Source organism: Pseudomonas sp. P135 (genome assembly GCF_020312125.1).
Classification (GTDB): Bacteria; Pseudomonadota; Gammaproteobacteria; order Pseudomonadales; family Pseudomonadaceae; genus Aquipseudomonas; species Aquipseudomonas fragariae.
The window spans coordinates 299,176-317,735 of record NZ_JAGPYR010000003.1 but is presented as its reverse complement, the minus strand read 5'-3'; the positions used below and the strand labels follow the sequence as shown (position 1 = coordinate 317,735).

At 58.9% G+C, this 18,560-nt stretch carries 24 protein-coding genes; 13 read left to right on the top strand and 11 right to left on the bottom strand.

The genetic code is table 11. From position 1 onward, the window contains the following. Window positions 1–126: 126 nt before the first annotated feature. From KBY08_RS06255 to KBY08_RS26380, 3 genes are read left to right on the top strand one after another with little or no spacing between them, the layout of a single operon-like run. The gene (locus KBY08_RS06255) at window positions 127–588 is read left to right on the top strand and encodes a tetratricopeptide repeat protein (protein ID WP_060406347.1); all 462 of its coding nucleotides are present in this window, start codon (window positions 127–129) and stop codon (window positions 586–588) included. Window position 589: 1 nt separating this feature from the next. Continuing rightward, window positions 590–1,201, top strand: a complete 612-nt coding sequence (locus KBY08_RS06250; protein WP_011268863.1) for a superoxide dismutase — start codon at window positions 590–592, stop codon at window positions 1,199–1,201. Window positions 1,202–1,228: 27 nt separating this feature from the next. Then, a complete protein-coding gene (locus KBY08_RS26380) occupies window positions 1,229–1,363 on the top strand; it encodes a hypothetical protein (RefSeq protein ID WP_003400238.1) in 135 nt (44 codons plus the stop codon). Window positions 1,364–1,387: 24 nt separating this feature from the next. On the opposite strand, the gene KBY08_RS06245 is transcribed toward KBY08_RS26380, so the two are convergent. From KBY08_RS06245 to KBY08_RS06200, 10 genes are all read right to left on the bottom strand, one after another. Further along, window positions 1,388–1,660 (bottom strand): HPr family phosphocarrier protein, encoded by a 273-nt coding sequence (locus KBY08_RS06245; RefSeq protein ID WP_003400240.1) that lies wholly within the window; start codon window positions 1,658–1,660, stop codon window positions 1,388–1,390. Window positions 1,661–1,675: 15 nt separating this feature from the next. Then, complete coding sequence (gene rapZ, locus KBY08_RS06240; protein ID WP_024661037.1) at window positions 1,676–2,533, bottom strand: RNase adapter RapZ; 858 nt, start codon at window positions 2,531–2,533, stop codon at window positions 1,676–1,678. Window positions 2,534–2,535: 2 nt separating this feature from the next. After that, window positions 2,536–3,000, bottom strand: a complete 465-nt coding sequence (gene ptsN, locus KBY08_RS06235; RefSeq protein WP_003400244.1) for a PTS IIA-like nitrogen regulatory protein PtsN — start codon at window positions 2,998–3,000, stop codon at window positions 2,536–2,538. Between the two features lie 10 nt (window positions 3,001–3,010). Then, window positions 3,011–3,319, bottom strand: a complete 309-nt coding sequence (gene hpf, locus KBY08_RS06230; RefSeq protein WP_002555091.1) for a ribosome hibernation-promoting factor, HPF/YfiA family — start codon at window positions 3,317–3,319, stop codon at window positions 3,011–3,013. Window positions 3,320–3,394: 75 nt separating this feature from the next. Next, window positions 3,395–4,888 carry an RNA polymerase factor sigma-54 gene (locus tag KBY08_RS06225; RefSeq protein ID WP_003340639.1) on the bottom strand — a complete coding sequence of 498 codons (1,494 nt, stop codon included), beginning with the start codon at window positions 4,886–4,888 and terminating at the stop codon, window positions 3,395–3,397. 182 nt (window positions 4,889–5,070) lie between these two features. Then, entirely contained in the window at window positions 5,071–5,796 is a 726-nt protein-coding gene (lptB, locus tag KBY08_RS06220; RefSeq protein ID WP_002555089.1) for an LPS export ABC transporter ATP-binding protein, read from the bottom strand. After that, entirely contained in the window at window positions 5,797–6,345 is a 549-nt protein-coding gene (gene lptA, locus KBY08_RS06215; RefSeq protein WP_002555088.1) for a lipopolysaccharide transport periplasmic protein LptA, read from the bottom strand. It abuts the gene before it with no gap. After that, complete coding sequence (lptC, locus tag KBY08_RS06210; RefSeq protein ID WP_111522104.1) at window positions 6,332–6,904, bottom strand: LPS export ABC transporter periplasmic protein LptC; 573 nt, start codon at window positions 6,902–6,904, stop codon at window positions 6,332–6,334. The genes lptA and lptC overlap by 14 nt, the downstream gene beginning before the upstream one ends. Window positions 6,905–6,912: 8 nt before the next feature. After that, window positions 6,913–7,452 (bottom strand): KdsC family phosphatase, encoded by a 540-nt coding sequence (locus tag KBY08_RS06205; RefSeq protein ID WP_024661039.1) that lies wholly within the window; start codon window positions 7,450–7,452, stop codon window positions 6,913–6,915. Continuing rightward, a complete protein-coding gene (locus KBY08_RS06200; protein ID WP_003400250.1) occupies window positions 7,452–8,426 on the bottom strand; it encodes a KpsF/GutQ family sugar-phosphate isomerase in 975 nt (324 codons plus the stop codon). The genes KBY08_RS06205 and KBY08_RS06200 overlap by 1 nt, the downstream gene beginning before the upstream one ends. 304 nt (window positions 8,427–8,730) lie before the next feature. On the opposite strand from KBY08_RS06200, the gene KBY08_RS06195 reads away from it, so the two are divergent. From KBY08_RS06195 to hisC, 10 genes are all read left to right on the top strand, one after another. Further along, entirely contained in the window at window positions 8,731–9,540 is an 810-nt protein-coding gene (locus KBY08_RS06195) for an ATP-binding cassette domain-containing protein (protein WP_003313589.1), read from the top strand. Continuing rightward, the gene (mlaE, locus tag KBY08_RS06190; RefSeq protein ID WP_003313588.1) at window positions 9,540–10,337 is read left to right on the top strand and encodes a lipid asymmetry maintenance ABC transporter permease subunit MlaE; all 798 of its coding nucleotides are present in this window, start codon (window positions 9,540–9,542) and stop codon (window positions 10,335–10,337) included. The genes KBY08_RS06195 and mlaE overlap by 1 nt, the downstream gene beginning before the upstream one ends. Continuing rightward, on the top strand, window positions 10,337–10,804 hold the full coding sequence (gene mlaD / locus KBY08_RS06185) for an outer membrane lipid asymmetry maintenance protein MlaD (protein ID WP_003313587.1): 468 nt from the start codon (window positions 10,337–10,339) through the stop codon (window positions 10,802–10,804). The genes mlaE and mlaD overlap by 1 nt, the downstream gene beginning before the upstream one ends. A 10-nt stretch (window positions 10,805–10,814) precedes the next feature. Further along, a complete protein-coding gene (locus KBY08_RS06180; RefSeq protein ID WP_003400251.1) occupies window positions 10,815–11,465 on the top strand; it encodes a phospholipid-binding protein MlaC in 651 nt (216 codons plus the stop codon). After that, window positions 11,462–11,767, top strand: coding sequence for a lipid asymmetry maintenance protein MlaB (locus KBY08_RS06175; RefSeq protein WP_003313585.1), 306 nt, complete (start codon window positions 11,462–11,464; stop codon window positions 11,765–11,767). Before KBY08_RS06180 ends, KBY08_RS06175 begins: the two co-directional genes overlap by 4 nt. Before the next feature lie 115 nt (window positions 11,768–11,882). Then, the gene (locus tag KBY08_RS06170; RefSeq protein ID WP_002555079.1) at window positions 11,883–12,122 is read left to right on the top strand and encodes a BolA family protein; all 240 of its coding nucleotides are present in this window, start codon (window positions 11,883–11,885) and stop codon (window positions 12,120–12,122) included. 22 nt (window positions 12,123–12,144) lie between these two features. Further along, window positions 12,145–13,410 carry a UDP-N-acetylglucosamine 1-carboxyvinyltransferase gene (gene murA / locus KBY08_RS06165; RefSeq protein WP_002555078.1) on the top strand — a complete coding sequence of 422 codons (1,266 nt, stop codon included), beginning with the start codon at window positions 12,145–12,147 and terminating at the stop codon, window positions 13,408–13,410. A gap of 153 nt (window positions 13,411–13,563) precedes the next feature. Then, window positions 13,564–14,199, top strand: coding sequence for an ATP phosphoribosyltransferase (hisG, locus tag KBY08_RS06160; RefSeq protein ID WP_005739058.1), 636 nt, complete (start codon window positions 13,564–13,566; stop codon window positions 14,197–14,199). Window positions 14,200–14,322: 123 nt separating this feature from the next. Continuing rightward, window positions 14,323–15,669: a histidinol dehydrogenase gene (hisD, locus tag KBY08_RS06155; protein ID WP_011268859.1), complete on the top strand. Its 1,347-nt coding sequence runs from the start codon at window positions 14,323–14,325 to the stop codon at window positions 15,667–15,669. Next, on the top strand, window positions 15,669–16,721 hold the full coding sequence (gene hisC, locus KBY08_RS06150; protein ID WP_024640787.1) for a histidinol-phosphate transaminase: 1,053 nt from the start codon (window positions 15,669–15,671) through the stop codon (window positions 16,719–16,721). The genes hisD and hisC overlap by 1 nt, the downstream gene beginning before the upstream one ends. Window positions 16,722–17,337: 616 nt before the next feature. Here the strand turns inward: hisC and algW are convergent. After that, window positions 17,338–18,498, bottom strand: a complete 1,161-nt coding sequence (algW, locus tag KBY08_RS06145; protein ID WP_003340656.1) for a Do family serine endopeptidase AlgW — start codon at window positions 18,496–18,498, stop codon at window positions 17,338–17,340. Between the last annotated feature and the right edge of the window lie 62 nt (window positions 18,499–18,560).

The following is an 18,560-nucleotide window of genomic DNA, read 5'->3' as shown; positions in this document are numbered from 1 at the left end:
GTGCGCTTGAAACCGACGAGCCTTGGCTGATCGAGCATTACCTCGCCGAGGGGCGTTACCTGGCGCGATTGAGCGCCCCGCCCCGGCCCATGGTCGCTGCCCAGTCAATGTTCCTGGAGGTACCTCATGCAGCATTGGAAACGCACCATCGAGCTGGCCAATCGCTGTTTCAATCTTGGCGATTGGGTCGAAGCTCGCGAGTTGTACCTTCAGGCGCTGGCGTTGGCGCAGGTCTTGTTCGAGCGCTGGGCGGATGTCGATGAAGCGGTCGCGGCCTGTGTGATTTCTCACCATAACCTGGCGGATCTGCACCTGAGTCTGGGCCAGCCGGAGGAGAGCGTCGAGTACCTGTGTGCCATCCACCAGCACCTGTTGCAGACCATGCAGAATCAACGCCTCCCGCCCGCGTTACGCGAGGCAGCCTTGCGCCACAGCAGCAAAACATACGCCGAGCTGCTGAGTTTCATCAGCGAACACGGCGAATACCCGCGCACTCATCGGTTGCTGAACAGCGGCAGCGAGCACACCCGTTCATCGCTACAGCGCCATTCGGCAAGCCCTTCCGGACTTTTCTACGGAGCACATTGAAATGCCATACACCTTGCCTGCACTGCCTTACGCATACGATGCCCTTGAACCACATATCGATGCGCAAACCATGGAAATCCACTACACCAAGCATCACCAGACGTACATCAATAACCTCAATGCCGCGGTCGAAGGGACGGAGTTCGCCGACTGGTCGGTGGAGAAGCTGGTGGCCAGTGTCCAGCAGTTGCCTGAAAACCTGCGTCCAGCGGTGATCAATCAGGGTGGCGGCCATGCCAATCACTCGTTGTTCTGGGAAGTCATGGTGCCGGGCGGCGGCGGCTTGCCCACGGGCGCTGTCGCGTCTGCCATCAATGAGCAACTGGGTGGCTACGAAAGCTTCAAGGAGGCATTCACCAAGGCCGCATTGACCCGTTTCGGCAGTGGCTGGGCATGGCTGAGCGTCACGCCTGACAAAAAGCTGGTGGTGGAAAGCAGTGGTAACCAGGACAGCCCGCTGATGAACGGCAACACGCCGATTCTGGGGCTGGACGTGTGGGAGCACGCTTACTACCTGCGCTATCAGAACCGTCGTCCCGAATACATCAATGCGTTCTACAACGTGATCAATTGGGATGAGGTGTCCCGCCGTTATCAGGCCGCTCTGGCCTGAGCCTGGCAGCCGGACCCAAGGCGGCGTATGCGCTCCGGATTCCTCACGCTCAGCAATGTGCGGTTATTTCGTCTGGCAGTCGGGAGCGTGCTGCTGTTGGCGGGTATGGCGCTACTGATTGCCCACGGGCTGAGCTGGATGCGCGTGCAAGGCTGGTGGTGACGGATACCGCGTTTGTACGAGGGCTTATTCGCCCTCATCAAACCGGTTGTCGATCAGCTCGATCAGGCCATCAAGCGCTTCCTGTTCGAATTCGCCTTCGGTGTGCAGGTGGATCTCGGTGCCCTTGCCGGCAGCCAGCATCATCACGGCCATGATGCTTTTACCGTCGACCATGCTCTCCGGAGTGCGGCCGACCCTGATCTTGCAGGGAAACTTGCCTGCGACCCCGACGAATTTGGCGGCAGCGCGGGCGTGCAGGCCCAGTTTGTTGATGATGGTGATTTGACGAGCGGGCATCGCAGTGAAAATCCTTCAGCTGAGGTCGCGGTGGCGGACCTGAACGTTCTTGAGTGATTGTTGCAAGACCTGACCAAGCCGCTCGGTCAGGTAGACCGAACGGTGGTGTCCGCCGGTACAGCCGATGGCAATGGTAACGTAAGAACGGTTACTGGCTGCAAACCGGGGTAGCCATTTGTTCAGGTAAGCGAAGATGTCCTGAAACATTTCTTCGACGTCAGGCTGCACCGACAGGTAGTCGATAACGGGTTGTTCAAGCCCCGAGTGGTCGCGCAGTTCTGGCTTCCAGTACGGATTGGGCAGGCAGCGCACATCGAATACCAGGTCTGCATCGACAGGCATGCCGCGCTTGAAACCAAAGGACTCGATCAGAAATGCAGTGCCTGGCTCGGGCTTGTTCAGCAGACGAAGCTTGAGCGCGTCGCGCAACTGATAGAGATTCAGGTGGGTGGTGTTGATCTTCAGGTCGGCCAGATCGATGATCGGGCCAAGCAGTGCGGTTTCGTCACGTATCGCTTCGGCCAGCGAACGATCTGCCGTGCTCAGCGGGTGGCGGCGCCGGGTTTCCGAGAAGCGCTTGAGCAGGGTGGCTTCGTCTGCATCCAGATACAGCACGTCGCACTGAATATTGCGCGAGCGTACTTCGCTCAGCATCTGCGGAAAACGGGTCAGGTGGCTGGGCAGATTGCGGGCATCTATCGAAACCGCCAGCAGCGGTTCGGCGAGTTCGGTGTTGATCAGCGCGCGCTCGGCAAGCTCCGGCAGCAGGCCGGCCGGCAGGTTATCGACACAGTAAAAGCCGTTGTCTTCCAGCACATCGAGCGCCGTACTCTTGCCTGAGCCGGAGCGACCGCTGACGATGATCATGCGCATGGTCAGTTTCCGTTCTGCACGTCCAGCACCACTTGATAAAGCGCCTCAGCGCTTTCGGCACTGCGCAGGCGCTTACGCACATCTTTGTCGTCGAGCATGCTGGCGATCTGGCGCAGCAGCTCCAGGTGTTCATCGGTGGCAGCTTGCGGGACCAGCAAGACGAACAGCAGGTCGACCGGCGCACCATCGATGGCGTCGAAATCCACAGGGGTGGAGAGGTGAATCACTGCACTGACAGGCTCGCTGCAGTCAGCGAGGCGGCAGTGGGGGATGGCAATACCGTTGCCAAAACCGGTCGAGCCCAGTTTTTCCCGGGCGACGAGACTTGCGAATACTGTGTCCGACACCATGCCCGGCACTTCACGGCCGATCAGGTTGGCAATTTCTTCGAGTACACGCTTTTTACTGCCGCCCGGCACGTTCACAAGGGAGCGGCCGGGGGTCAGGATATTTTCGATTCGGATCATTAAATGGGCGTTAGCGAGCGGCCGCACCTTTGAGGATGCTTTGCTGCTTTTCCTTATGCTTGAGCAATTGTCGGTCTAGCTTGTCAGTGAGCAGGTCGATGGCAGCATACATGTCATCATGTTCAGCATTGGCAACGACCTCTCCACCATGGATGTGCAACGTGGCTTCGATCTTCTGCTTGAGCTTTTCGACCGTCATCGTGACCTGCACGTTGGTAATCTTGTCAAAATGCCCCTCGAGCTTCTTGAGCTTGAGCTCAACGTATTCACGAAGGGGTTTGGTCACTTCCAGTTGGTGTCCACTGATGTTGACTTGCATACAGCTTTCTCCTTTGCCAGTGCATAAAGAGGCAGGCATGGCGCATGCCTCTGGGACGCTGTGGCTCGGCCTGCATCACATCAGCCGCTTACGCTCACTGGAAGGGGCGATCCCGAGAGACTCACGGTACTTGGCGACTGTGCGACGGGCTACTTGAATGCCTTGTGCCTCCAGTAAACCAGCGATCTTGCTATCACTCAACGGCTTTTTCTGATTTTCCGCCGCAACCAGTTTTTTGATGATTGCGCGAATTGCCGTGGACGAGCATTCACCGCCCTCGGAGGTGCTCACATGGCTTGAGAAGAAGTATTTCAGCTCGTAAATGCCGCGTGGGGTGTGCATGAACTTCTGGGTGGTTACGCGTGAGATGGTCGACTCGTGCATGCCCACTGCCTCGGCGATGTCGTGCAGGACGAGCGGCTTCATGGCCTCGTCGCCGTACTCGAGAAAGCCGCGCTGATGTTCGACGATTTGCGTGGCGACCTTCATCAACGTTTCGTTGCGGCTTTGCAGGCTCTTGATGAACCAGCGCGCTTCCTGCAACTGATTGCGCATGAAGGTGTTGTCTGCGCTGGTATCGGCGCGCCGTACGAAGCCCGCGTATTGCGGATTGACGCGCAGGCGCGGCACCGACTCCTGATTGAGTTCGACCAGCCAGCGTTCATTGTCCTTGCGCACGATCACATCCGGAATGACGTATTCGGCTTCTGTGGATTCGATCTGCGAGCCTGGACGCGGGTTGAGGCTCTGCACCAGTTCGATGACCTGACGCAACTCGTCTTCCTTGAGCTTCATGCGTCGCATCAGCTGGCCGTAGTCGCGGCTTCCGAGCAGGTCGATGTAGTCGCTGACCAGGCGTTGTGCTTCTGTCAGCCAGGGTGTTTTTGCTGGCAGCTGGCGCAGTTGCAGCAGCAGGCATTCGCTCAGGTTGCGAGCGCCGATGCCGGCAGGTTCAAACTGCTGGATGCGGTGCAGGACGGCCTCGATCTCGTCGAGCTCGATGTCCAGTTCGGGGTCGAAGGACTCGAGAATCTCATCGAGCGTCTCGTCGAGATAACCCTGGTTGTTGATGCAGTCGATCAGCGTAACCGCTACCAGACGGTCCTTGTCGGACATCGGCGCGACATTCAGTTGCCACAGCAGGTGGCTTTGCAGGCTTTCGCCCACAGAGGTGCGCGTGGTGAAGTCCCACTCGTCGTCATCGTTGCTTGGCAGGCTGCTGGCGCTGGTCTGGTAGATGTCTTCCCATGCGGTATCGACGGGCAGCTCGTTGGGAATGCGTTCGTTCCATTCACCTTCTTCAAGGTTGTCCACGGTAGGCGCGGATTCCTGATAGGTCGGTTCCTGAACGTCGGGGTTGGGCTTTTGTTCGATGTTGTCGGCAAGCGGGTCGGAATGGTCGAAGTCGTCGCCTTCTTCCTGCCGCTCCAGCATAGGGTTTGACTCCAGCGCCTCCTGGATCTCCTGCTGGAGATCCAGAGTGGAAAGCTGAAGTAAGCGGATTGCCTGTTGCAGCTGCGGTGTCATCGTCAGCTGCTGGCCCATTCTCAAGACTAGCGATGGTTTCATGGCAGGGGCTAAACACCTTATTCGCCGGCGCGCATGCGCCATCTACTACAGGCGCCGTGGCGCCAACTTAAGCAAATTATATGCCTGAAACCTGTGCATTTGCCTAGAGTGATATGACAAATAAAATGTTGTCAATACACTGCGTAGGCATCAATCGGCTGCGAAGCGCAAAGGGCAGTCGATTAAAGGCGGAACTCGTGGCCGAGGTAGACCTCTTTCACCAGCTGATTCGCCAGAATGGTCTCCGAATCGCCTTCCGCAATCAGCTGTCCATCGTTGACGATGTAGGCTGTTTCGCAGATATCCAGCGTTTCCCGGACGTTGTGGTCAGTGATCAGTACACCGATACCCTTGGCCTTGAGATGGTGAATGATCTGCTTGATGTCGCCTACCGAAATAGGGTCGACACCTGCAAACGGTTCATCCAGCAGGATGAATTTAGGCGCGGTGGCCAGAGCCCGGGCGATTTCCACACGGCGACGTTCACCACCCGACAGGCTCATGCCCAGGTTGTCACGGATATGGGTGATGTGGAACTCCTGCAGGAGGCTTTCCAGCTCCTTGCGGCGAGCACCGGCATCGAGCTCCTTGCGGGTCTCGAGAATCGCCATGATGTTGTCGGACACCGACAGCTTGCGGAAGATCGAGGCTTCCTGAGGCAAGTAGCCGATGCCTGCGCGGGCGCGACCGTGCATGGGTTGATGGCTGACATCCAGATCGTCAATCAGCACGCGCCCCTGATCAGCCTGGACCAGACCCACGATCATGTAGAAGCAGGTGGTCTTGCCGGCGCCGTTCGGGCCCAGCAGGCCGACGATCTGGCCGCTGTCGATGGAGATGCTCACATCGCGCACGACCTGCCGGCTTTTGTAGCTTTTAGCCAGATGCTGGGCTTTGAGCGTCGCCATTTACTGGGCCTTCTGAGGTTGATCGGTTTTCTTTTTCGGCTGGATGACCATGTCGATACGCGGACGTGGCGTGGTCACCTTGGCGCCGCCATTGGCCCGACCGGCACTGACGACCTGTCTGACCGTGTCGTAGACGATTTTCTCGCCTTCCGAGGTGTTGCCGTCATTGATGACCTTGGCCTTGTCGATCAGGACGATACGGTCCTGGCCGGCGTAATACTGGATGGTGACGGCATAGGCCTGCACGATCGGCTTGTCCACGGCAGGCTTCTGCTCGTAGTAGGCCAGGTTGCCGACGGAGGTAAATACGTCGACTTCGCCCTGGGCATTACGCGTGATCGTCACGGTGTTGCCCGTGATTTTCATCGAGCCCTGAGTGATGATGACATTGCCCTTGTAAGTCGCCACGCCTTTCTTGTCATCGAGCTGAGCATCGTCAGACTGGATGTGGATAGGCTGATCTCGGTCGGTTGGCAGGGACCAGGCGCTCGCGCTTCCCAGTGCTGCGCCCAGGCCGAGCAATAAAGGAAGAGTTTTAACGAGCCTCATACTGTCCTCTTACGTTGGACAGCAGGTCCATCCTGCTGTCTTTCAAATACGCTTTCATTCCCTTGGCCGTGGTCACACCGCCTGCGCCGTCGATTCTAACGTCTTGGTCGGTCTGCGCATATTGCTTCTGAGGGAATACGGTCATGCGACTACTGGTGATAATAGTCGTACGTTGTTTTTCATCGGTACGTTCGACGCGCACGGAATCGATCAGCTCGACCTGGTCGCCGCCGGACGAAACCTCGCCTTTCTTGCTCTGTACGTGCCAGGGAAACTCGCCGCCGCGGTACATGTGCAGGTCGGGCGTGGTCAGCAGGGTCACGTCAGTGGCTTTCACATGCTCCACCTTGTCGGAGGTCATGTCGTACTGAAGTGTGCCGTCGGGCAGGTACTGAACGCTGTGGGCGTTGATTGCATAGTAGTCGATGACCGTGTCGTCGACCGTCGAGACCGGTTGATCCATGAAGCTTTCCGGGCTGATGTTCCAGTAACCGACCGCTGCCAGCAGCAGCGCCAGTATCCCGAGAAGCAGGAACTTGCGAATTTTTTTAGTGAACATAATGGCTTCTATAAATAGGCGGAGTGAGCCGCTTCAAGGTTGCCTTGCGCATTCAGAATCAGTTCGCAGAATTCGCGCGCTGCACCTTCGCCGCCTCGCGCTCTGGTTATCCCGTGTGCATGCTCGCGTACAAAGCCGGCAGCATTGGCCACTGCCATGCCCAGACCGACGCGTCTGATGACGGGCAAGTCTGGCAGATCATCACCCAGATAGGCGACCTGTTCGTAACTAAGGTTGAGTTCTGCAAGCAACTTGTCCAGCACCACCAGCTTGTCTTCACGTCCCTGGAACAGGTGTTCAATGCCCAGGCTCTTTGCCCGGCGCTCGACTATCGCGGTCTTGCGGCCACTGATGATCGCCGTGGTGACGCCCGAGGCTATCAGCATTTTAATGCCCTGGCCGTCGAGGGTATTGAATGTCTTGATCTCGCTGCCGTCTTCCATGAAGTAAAGGCGGCCATCGGTCAGCACGCCATCGACATCGAAGACTGCCAGCTTGATGGCCTTGCCGCGTTGCATGAGATCCTGAGTCATTATTTCGGTTTCCATTACATGACGCCTGCGCGCAGGAGATCCTGCAGGTTGAATGCGCCAACCGGCCGGTCGTTCTGGTCTACGACAACAAGCGCACTGATTTTGTTGTCCTCCATGATTTTCAGCGCCTCGGCGGCGAGCATCTCGGCATGGGCGGTCTTGCCATGAAGCGTCATGACCTCGTCGATGATGGTCTGGCGGATATCGACGGGGCGGTCCAGTGTCCGGCGCAAGTCACCGTCCGTGAAGATGCCGGCCAGTGTGCCGTCGGCTTCGACGATGGCCGTCATGCCCAAACCTTTACGAGTCATTTCAAGCAGTGCGTCGCGCAACAGGGTGCCACGTTGCACGCTGGGCAGTGATTCGCCGGAGTGCATCACATTCTCGACCTTGAGCAGCAGGCGGCGACCCAGTGCGCCGCCTGGGTGGGAGAATGCGAAATCTTCGGCAGTGAAACCGCGCGCGTCGAGCAGCGCCACGGCGAGGGCGTCGCCCATGACCAGTGCGGCGGTTGTCGAGGACGTCGGTGCCAGGTTGAGCGGGCAGGCCTCATGCACGACATGCGCGTTGAGGTTGATGTCGGCAGCCTTGGCCAGAATGGACTCGGGGTCGCCGGTCAGGCTGATCATCTTTATGCCCAGGCGCTTGATCAGTGGCAGCAGGGTGACGATTTCGTTGGTGCTGCCGGAGTTCGACAGGGCCAGGATGATGTCATCACGGGTGATCATGCCCATGTCGCCATGGCTGGCTTCGGCCGGATGCACGAAAAACGAGGTGGTGCCGGTGCTCGCCAGCGTGGCGGCGATCTTGTTGCCGATGTGTCCGGACTTGCCCATGCCGACCACGACCACGCGCCCTTTGCTGGCGAGGATCATTTCGCACGCGCGCACAAAATCGCCGTCAAGACGTTCAAGCAAGCCTTGCATGGCTTCTATCTCAAGGCGAATGGTGCGTTGCGCCGATTGGATCAGGTCACTGGATTGGTTCATGTCTGGAAAGGGTCAGCCTGCTGAAAGGCGGCGATTATAGCGGTAATGAACGATTCCCTCACGTCTGATCGTCGTTGTGTTGTTTTTAAACGAATTTCCTACGTACTTGCGGGTCTGTATTCAAGCCTGTGGCCATAACATTGTGGTACAGAATAATTCAGCGAATACCTGAACCGCTCGGTTCTCTTCTTGGGGGCGGGTGGCTGCGGTGATATAGTTCGCGGCCTGTTCGGCACGCCTGGACAGCCTGTCGGTGTTCAACAACCGGCGGCTTGTGGCGGAAGCTGTATCGCAAGGAGTTTAGATGAGTCCTGATGACGCCTATGCGGTCGAGTTGAAAGGTGTGTCTTTCAAACGCGGTGCGCGCAGCATTTTCAATAACGTTGATATTCGTATTCCGCGCGGCAAGGTCACCGGGATCATGGGGCCGTCAGGCTGCGGCAAGACGACCCTGCTGCGCCTGATGGGTGCCCAGTTGCGCCCGAGCGAAGGGCAGGTGTGGGTCAATGGCCAGAATCTGCCTGAGCTATCGCGCAGTGATCTGTTCGATGCCCGCAAGCAGATGGGCGTTTTGTTTCAGAGCGGTGCGCTGTTTACCGATCTGGATGTTTTCGAAAACGTCGCCTTTCCCCTGCGCGTGCATACCGAGCTGCCGGAAGAAATGATCCGCGACATCGTTCTGCTCAAGCTTCAGGCCGTGGGCCTGCGCGGTGCGGTGGAACTGATGCCGGACGAATTGTCGGGGGGCATGAAGCGTCGTGTCGCGCTCGCGCGCGCAATCGCTCTCGACCCGCAGATTCTCATGTATGACGAGCCTTTCGTCGGGCAGGACCCGATTGCGATGGGGGTGCTGGTGCGTCTGATCCGCCTGCTCAACGACGCGCTGGGTATCACCAGTATCGTGGTGTCCCATGACCTCAGCGAGACGGCGAGCATTGCCGACTATCTCTATGTTGTCGGCGACGGGCAGGTGCTGGGGCAGGGGACGCCTCAGGAACTGATGTCCTCGGACAATCCACGTATTCGTCAATTCATGACCGGCGAGCCGGACGGCCCTGTACCGTTCCACTATCCGGCGCCGGATTTTCGCGAAGATCTATTGGGGAAGCGCTGATGCGCAATAAGTCACTGATGGACCGGGTTCGCCTGCTGGGGCGCTCGGCCATTGATATTGTTACTGTTCTGGGGCGTTCCGGTCTGTTTCTGGTGCATGCCTTGCTCGGTCGCGGCGGTGCGGGCAGCAGTTTCCAGTTGCTGGTCAGGCAGCTGTATTCGGTTGGCGTCATGTCGCTGGTCATCATTGTGGTGTCCGGCATGTTCATCGGCATGGTGCTGGCGCTGCAGGGCTTCAGCATCCTGACCAAATACGGTTCGGAGCAGGCGGTCGGCCAGATGGTTGCCCTGACGCTGTTGCGTGAACTCGGCCCTGTGGTGACGGCCTTGCTGTTCGCCGGTCGTGCAGGCTCTGCGTTGACCGCCGAGATCGGCAACATGAAGTCCACCGAGCAGCTATCGAGCCTTGAAATGATCGGTGTCGATCCGCTCAAGTACATCGTGGCGCCGCGTCTGTGGGCCGGGTTCATCTCGCTGCCGATTCTGGCGATGATCTTCAGCGTGGTCGGTATCTGGGGCGCTTCCTGGGTGGCGATCGATTGGCTGGGAGTCTATGACGGTTCTTTCTGGTCGAACATGCAGAACAGCGTTTCTTTCACGAACGATGTGCTCAATGGGGTGATCAAAAGCGTCGTATTTGCCTTCGTGGTGACATGGATTGCCGTTTTCCAGGGTTACGATTGCGAGCCTACTTCCGAGGGGATCAGTCGCGCGACGACCAGAACCGTCGTTTACGCCTCGTTGGCCGTGCTGGGACTGGACTTTATTTTGACCGCTTTGATGTTTGGAGATTTCTGATGCAAAACCGTGCCATCGAAACCGGAGTCGGTCTGTTCCTGCTGGCGGGGATACTGGCTCTGCTCCTGCTGGCCCTGCGAGTCAGTGGTCTGAGCACAAGCGCGAGCACCGACACCTATAAACTTTATGCCTACTTCGACAATATTGCCGGTTTGACTGTCAGAGCCAAGGTAAGCATGGCTGGCGTCACGATCGGCAAGGTGACGGCGATCGATCTGGATCGCGATACCTTCACCGGTCGCGTCACGCTGGAGATTCAGAAGAAGGTCGATAACCTGCCTTCGGACTCGACTGCGTCGATTCTGACGGCTGGTTTGCTGGGTGAAAAATACATCGGTCTCAGCGTCGGTGGTGATGACAAGCTGCTCAAGGATGGCGGGACTATCCATGACACGCAGTCGTCGCTGGTGCTGGAAGACCTGATCGGAAAATTCCTGCTCAATACTGTTAGTAAAGACGCCAAGTGAGGAGCTTCAAATGATCTCTATTCTGCGCCGTGGTCTGCTGGTATTGCTGGCCACTCTGCCAATGCTGGCGAATGCCGCGGCGACCCCGTCGGCTCATGACCTGGTGGAGCGCACCACCAAGGAACTGTTGAGTGACCTGGCGACCAATCGCGAGCAGTACAAATCCAACCCAAGCGCGTTCTACGATGCCCTGAACCGCATCGTCGGTCCTGTCGTGGATGCCGACGGCATCTCCAAAAGCATCATGACCGTGAAGTATTCCCGCAAGGCCAGCCCTGAACAGGTGAAGCGTTTCGAGGAAAACTTCAAGCGCAGCCTGATGCAGTTCTATGGCAATGCGTTGCTTGAATTCAACAACCAGGGCATCACCGTCGCACCTGCCAAGGATGAAGGCGATGACCGCACCAGCGTGGACATGCAGGTCAAGGGCAATAACGGCGCGGTCTATCCGGTCTCCTACACGCTGGTCAAGCTGAACGGCGAGTGGAAAGTGCGTAACGTCGTCATCAACGGCATCAATATCGGCAAGCTGTTCCGTGACCAGTTCGCCGATGCCATGCAGCGCAACGGCAACAACCTGGACACCACCATCAACAACTGGGCTGGCGAAGTGGCCAAGACCAAATCTACCGTTGATGCCACGCAGAAGCCGGTGCAATGACCGAATCTGCCGTTCGCCTTGTCGGGCCGGGTGAGCTCAGGCTGATCGGGGTGCTGGATTACCGCACAGGGCCGCAACTGCGCAAGCAGGGTGCGGCACTGATCAAATCCGGTGATCTGGCAGACCTCACGCTTGACTGCTCGGGGGTCGAGAAGTCCAGCAGCGTCGGCCTGGCCTTGTTGCTGGCGTTCATGCGCGATGCCCGGGATGCGGGAAAGTCGATGACCCTCCGCTCGCTCCCCGAAGACATGCGCCAGATAGCTCGCGTATCAGGTTTGACCGAGCTGCTGGACGCCCACTGAAAGGCACTATCGAAAAAGCCCTTTATCCGGGACCTGCTTGTCGGGCTTCGCATAACATGGGCTTTTTTTGTATGATGCCAGACCCGCGCGCGTACAGCGCCGATCGAGGTTAAGCATGCAGGCCGTAGAAGTTAAAAGCTTCCTTGAAGGAAAGCTGCCGGAAATCAAAGTGGAAGTCGAAGGCGAAGGCTGTAACTTCCAGCTGAATATCATCAGCGACGAGTTGGCCGGCCTGAGCCCGGTCAAGCGTCAGCAACAGATTTATACCCATCTGAACCCCTGGATTGCCGATGGCAGCATCCACGCGGTGACCATGAAATTTTTCAGCCGCGCTGCATGGGCCGAGCGTTCCTGAGCCAATTGGTGTCGAGACTCTAATGGATAAACTGATTATTACCGGCGGCGTTCGTCTTGATGGCGAAATTCGCATTTCCGGGGCAAAGAACTCTGCCCTGCCGATCCTTGCCGCCACGTTGCTGGCGGACGGACCCGTCACCGTTCAGAACCTGCCGCACCTGCACGACATCACGACCATGATCGAGCTGTTCGGTCGCATGGGCATCGAGCCTGTGATCGACGAAAAGCTCAGTGTCGAGATCGACCCGCGCACCATCAAGACCCTGGTCGCCCCGTACGAGCTGGTGAAAACCATGCGCGCGTCGATTCTGGTGCTGGGCCCGATGGTCGCTCGTTTCGGCGAGGCTGAAGTCGCTCTGCCGGGTGGCTGTGCCATCGGTTCGCGCCCGGTAGACCTGCACATTCGCGGTCTTGAGGCCATGGGCGCGATCATCGACGTAGAAGGTGGCTACATCAAGGCCAAGGCACCTGAGGGTGGCTTGCGCGGTGCCAACTTCTTCTTCGATACCGTGAGCGTGACCGGTACCGAAAACATCATGATGGCTGCCAGCCTCGCCAACGGTCGCAGCGTGCTGCAGAACGCCGCGCGCGAGCCAGAGGTTGTCGATCTGGCCAACTTCCTGATCGCAATGGGTGCCAAGATTCACGGCGCAGGTACCGACACCATCACCATTGATGGCGTCAAGCGTCTGGGCCCGGCCACTTACAAGGTCATGCCTGACCGTATCGAGACCGGCACCTACCTGGTGGCCGCTGCCGTTACCGGCGGTCGCGTCAAGGTCAAGGACACCGATCCGACCATCCTCGAAGCTGTGCTGCTCAAGCTTCAGGAAGCGGGTGCAGAAGTCACGACCGGTGAAGACTGGATCGAGCTGAACATGCACGGCAAGCGTCCGAAGGCGGTCAATGTGCGTACCGCGCCTTACCCGGCGTTCCCGACCGACATGCAGGCGCAGTTCATCTCGCTCAACGCGATTGCCGAAGGCACGGGGGCGGTCATCGAGACCATCTTCGAAAACCGCTTCATGCACGTGTATGAAATGCACCGCATGGGCGCTCAGATTCAGGTCGAAGGCAATACCGCTATTGTTACCGGCACCGAAGTACTCAAGGGCGCGCCAGTCATGGCCACCGACCTGCGTGCATCGGCCAGTCTGGTGATCTCGGCGCTGGTTGCCCAGGGTGACACGCTGATCGACCGCATCTACCACATAGACCGTGGTTACGAGTGCATCGAAGAGAAGCTGCAAATGCTGGGTGCCAAGATCCGCCGCGTTCCGGGCTAGCAGCACGCGGCCCTGATGCCGCTGGCATCGGGGCCGCCTGTTCTGTCGCGGGTGTGATTTCTGATTCGTTTCACTTCAGGTCAACAGGCCTGAGGGTTGTCATGCGCCGCTTGCGTCGTGACAAAAGTTTCCTGATAAGGACTTACGTTTCCCATGTTGACCATCGCACTGTCCAAGGGCCGCATTCTTGACGACACCCTGCCGCTTCTCGCTGAAGCGGGCATCGTGCCGACCGAGAATCCGGACAAGAGCCGCAAGCTCATCATCCCCACGACTCAGGCCGATGTGCGCCTGCTGATCGTACGCGCCACCGACGTGCCGACCTATGTCGAGCATGGTGCCGCCGATCTGGGCGTCGCAGGCAAGGATGTGTTGATGGAATACACCGGTCAGGGCCTGTATGAGCCGCTGGACCTGCAGATTGCCAAATGCAGGCTGATGACTGCGGGTGCCATTGGGGCGGTCGAGCCCAAGGGCCGTCTGCGCGTAGCGACCAAGTTTGTCAACGTTGCCAAGCGTTACTACGCCGAGCAGGGGCGTCAGGTCGATATCATCAAGTTGTATGGCTCCATGGAGCTGGCGCCTCTGATTGGTCTGGCAGACAAGATCATCGACGTGGTCGACACCGGTAACACCTTGCGCGCCAACGGCCTCGAGCCTCAGGAACTGATCGCGACCATCAGCTCGCGTCTGGTGGTGAACAAGGCCTCCATGAAGATGCAGCACGCACGCATTCAGGCCCTCATCGACACCCTGCGCAAGGCAGTGGAGTCGCGACACCGTAGCTGATTCATTCACGCAACGTTGAGTTGCGTCCAGCTATCCGTGTCATAGCCAGATTTCTCAGGTGCCTGCGCGGATAGCTTGGTAGCTTTAGGCTCCTGAGCATCCGCCAATTATTGAGGCCCCGCTATGACCACTCCCACTGCAATTCGCCGACTCGACGCTGCTGACCCGGATTTCGCACGACATCTGGATCATCTGCTGAGCTGGGAAAGTGTGTCTGACGATTCGGTCAACCAGCGCGTGCTCGACATCATCAAGGCGGTGCGTGAGCGTGGCGACGCGGCGCTGGTCGAGTTCACCCAGAAGTTCGACGGGCTGCAGGTCGCGTCGATGGCGGACCTGATCCTGCCTCGCGAGCGTCTGGAACTTGCGTTGACGCGCATTACCCCGGGTCAGCGCGAAGCCCTGGAAAAGGCCGCCGAGCGTGTGCGCAGCTACCACGAAAAGCAGAAGCAGGACTCCTGGAGCTACACCGAGGCCGACGGCACGGTGCTGGGCCAGAAGGTTACGCCGCTGGACCGTGCAGGCCTGTACGTGCCGGGTGGCAAGGCTTCCTACCCGTCGTCGGTTTTGATGAACGCCATACCGGCCAAGGTGGCAGGTGTGACCGAGGTGGTGATGGTCGTGCCGACGCCGCGTGGTGAAATCAACGAGCTGGTGCTGGCCGCTGCCTGCATTGCAGGTGTCGACCGGGTGTTTACCATCGGCGGTGCGCAGGCTGTTGCAGCGCTGGCTTACGGTACTGAAAGCGTGCCGAAAGTCGACAAGGTGGTCGGCCCTGGCAACATTTATGTGGCCACCGCCAAGCGTCACGTGTTCGGCCAAGTCGGGATCGACATGATCGCCGGTCCTTCCGAGATTCTGGTGGTGTGTGACGGCCAGACCGATCCTGACTGGATTGCCATGGACCTGTTCTCGCAGGCCGAACACGACGAAGATGCCCAGGCCATTCTGGTCAGTCCGGATGCCGAATTTCTCGACAAGGTGGCGGCCAGCATCACCCGTCTGCTGCCGACCATGGAGCGGGCGGCCATCGTCGAAACGTCGATCAACGGTCGCGGCGCGCTGATAAAGGTGGCTGACATGGCCCAGGCCATCGAAGTCGCCAATCGCATTGCGCCCGAGCACCTCGAACTGTCGGTCGCCGATCCGGAAGCCTGGCTGCCGCAGATTCGCCATGCGGGTGCGATCTTCATGGGGCGTCACACCTCCGAAGCACTGGGCGACTATTGCGCAGGTCCCAACCACGTGCTGCCGACCTCCGGCACGGCGCGTTTTTCCTCGCCGCTGGGCGTCTACGATTTCCAGAAGCGCTCGTCGATCATCTATTGCTCGCCGCAAGGTGCGTCCGAGCTGGGCAAGACGGCGTCCGTGCTGGCTCGTGGCGAATCCCTGAGCGGCCACGCGCGCAGTGCCGAATATCGAATCACTGACCCTGACTGGACAGCAGGCAACAAAGAGGACGGCAAATAATGAGCAAATTCTGGAGCCCTTTTGTCAGCGATCTGGTGCCTTATGTGCCGGGCGAACAGCCGAAACTGACCCGACTGGTCAAGCTCAATACCAATGAAAACCCGTATGGCCCTTCGCCAAAGGCCATCGACGCCATGCGCACTGCGCTGACCGACGACTTGCGCCTGTACCCGGACCCCAACAGCGATCTGCTCAAGCACGCTGTCGCCGATTACTACAAGGTGCAGCCCAGTCAGGTATTCCTGGGCAACGGCTCGGATGAAGTGCTGGCGCACATTTTCCATGCCTTGTTTCAGCACGATGCTCCGCTGCTGTTCCCGGATATCAGCTACAGCTTCTATCCAGTGTATTGCGGCCTGTATGGCATCGACTATGAAACGGTCCCGCTGGACGAACAGTTCCAGATTCGTGCCGAAGACTACGCCAGACCGAATGCCGGGATCATCTTCCCCAACCCGAATGCGCCGACCGGTTGTCTGCTCGGTCTGGACAAGGTCGAGCAGATCATCAAGGCCAGCCCGGATTCGGTGGTGGTCGTCGATGAAGCGTATATCGACTTTGGTGGCGAGACAGCCATTACGCTGGTCGATCGTTACCCGAACCTGCTGGTCACCCAGACCCTGTCCAAGTCGCGCTCGCTGGCCGGCCTGCGCGTCGGCCTGGCGGTGGGGCATCCTGACCTGATCGAGGCGCTGGAGCGGGTCAAGAACAGCTTCAACTCCTATCCGCTGGACCGTATGGCCAATGTGGGCGGGGCGGCCGCTTTCGAGGATCGCGAGCACTTCGAGACGACCCGTAACAAGGTCATCGAAAGCCGCGAGGCACTGGTCGAGCAGTTGCAGGGCAAAGGCTTTGAGGTGCTGCCATCGGCAGCCAACTTCATCTTCGCCCGCCACCCGCGACACGATGCCGCAGCACTGGCCGCCAGACTGCGCGAGCAGGGCGTCATCGTCCGCCACTTCAAACAGCAGCGAATCGCCCAGTTCCTGCGCATCAGCATCGGCACGCCAGAGCAGCACCAGGCGTTGCTGGAAGGTCTGAGCGACCTCTGAGAAGCGGATCGGTCAGCCCGAAAACGGGCTGACTCTGCGCCGTCACTCATCGCCGACCTGTGTGAGTAATCCACATGGCTCGAAAACACCTCGGACCTGTGGGAGCGAGCTTGCTCGCGAAAGGGTCTGCACAAACGCCGAAAATGCATCGACTGAAACACCGCCTTCGCGAGCAAGATCAGCGCCGCTGCAGAACATCTACGTGGCTCGAAAACACCACCGACCTGCGGGAGTGATCCACAGGGCTTGAAAACACGCCGGACCTGTGGGAGTGAGCTTGCTCACGAAGAGGCCGGGGCAGTCGCTGAAAATCTATATATCCGTGACTAAGCCTTCGCGAGCAAGCTCGCTCTCACAAGATCAGCGCTGCTGCAGAACATCTACGTGGCTCGAAAACACCCCCGACCTGCGGGAGTGATCCACAGGGCTTGAAAACACGCCGGACCTGTGGGAGTGAGCTTGCTCACGAAGAGGCCGGGGCAGTCGCTGAAAATCTATATCCGTGACTACGCCTTCGCGAGCAGTTGGCTCCCACGTCCTTTGGGCAGAAGCCTGGACGCCCTTTATTTCGGGCGTCACTGATCTGTGCTGTACCTCATTTTGAGGTACTGGCGCATCACTCCGGCGCTGCGACCGGGGTAGGGGCGGGCGGTGGGCGCAGGCCGACTTCGGCGCTCAGGCGCATTTCCTTGCCGTTACGCATTACGTCGATAGCAATCTTGTCCTTGGGTTTGGTGCGCGCCACCTGGTTCATCGAGCGACGACCGTCGCCGGCAGGTTCGCCATTGATGCTCAGGATCACGTCGCCCAGTTGCAGCCCGGCTTTCTGCGCCGGGCCGTCGCGGAAGATGCCCGCCACGACGATACCTGGACGATCCTTCAGCCCGAAGGATTCGGCCAGTTCCTGAGTCAGGGGTTGAACTTCGATGCCCAGCCAGCCACGAATGACCTGACCGTGCTCGATGATCGACTTCATGACATCCATGGCCAGCTTGGTCGGAATGGCGAAGCCGATGCCCTGCGAGCCGCCGGACTTGGAAAAGATCGCGGTATTGATACCGATCAGGTTGCCGCTGGCGTCCACCAGCGCACCCCCCGAGTTACCCGGGTTGATGGCCGCATCGGTCTGAATGAAGTCTTCATAGGTGTTGAGGCCCAACTGATTGCGCCCGGTGGCACTGATGATGCCCATGGTCACGGTCTGGCCGACCCCGAACGGGTTGCCGATCGCCAGTGCCACGTCGCCGATGCGGATGCTGTCAGAGCGCGCGATGGTAATCGCCGGCAGATTTTTCAAGTCGATCTTGAGCACCGCCAGGTCGGTTTCCGGGTCATTGCCGATGACCCGGGCAATGGTTTCACGGCCGTCCTTGAGCGCGACCACGATCTGGTCAGCGCCGGTGGTGACGTGGTTGTTGGTCAGTATGTAGCCTTCGGGGCTCATCATGACGCCAGAACCCAGGCTCGATTCCATACGCTTCTGCTTGGGCGTGTTGTCGCCGAAGAAGCGTCGGAACTGCGGGTCTTCGAAAAGCGGGTTGTTGCCCTTGTTGACCATCTTGGTGGTATAGAGGTTGACCACCGCGGGCGCTGCGGCAATGACCGCGTCGGCATAGGAAGACGGACCTTGCATGACATTGGTGGTCTGTGGAGCCTGTTGCAGATTGACATCCAGGCTCGGCAGACCGACCCACTGCGGGTAGCGCTGAATAATCAGCATGGCGATAAGCACGCCAGCCAGCAATGGCCAGCCGAAAAAACGCAGTGCCTTGAACATTTAACAAGTCCTGATGGTTGCGGGCGCAGAAAGTTTTGCCACGGGTGCGCCATAATGGCGGG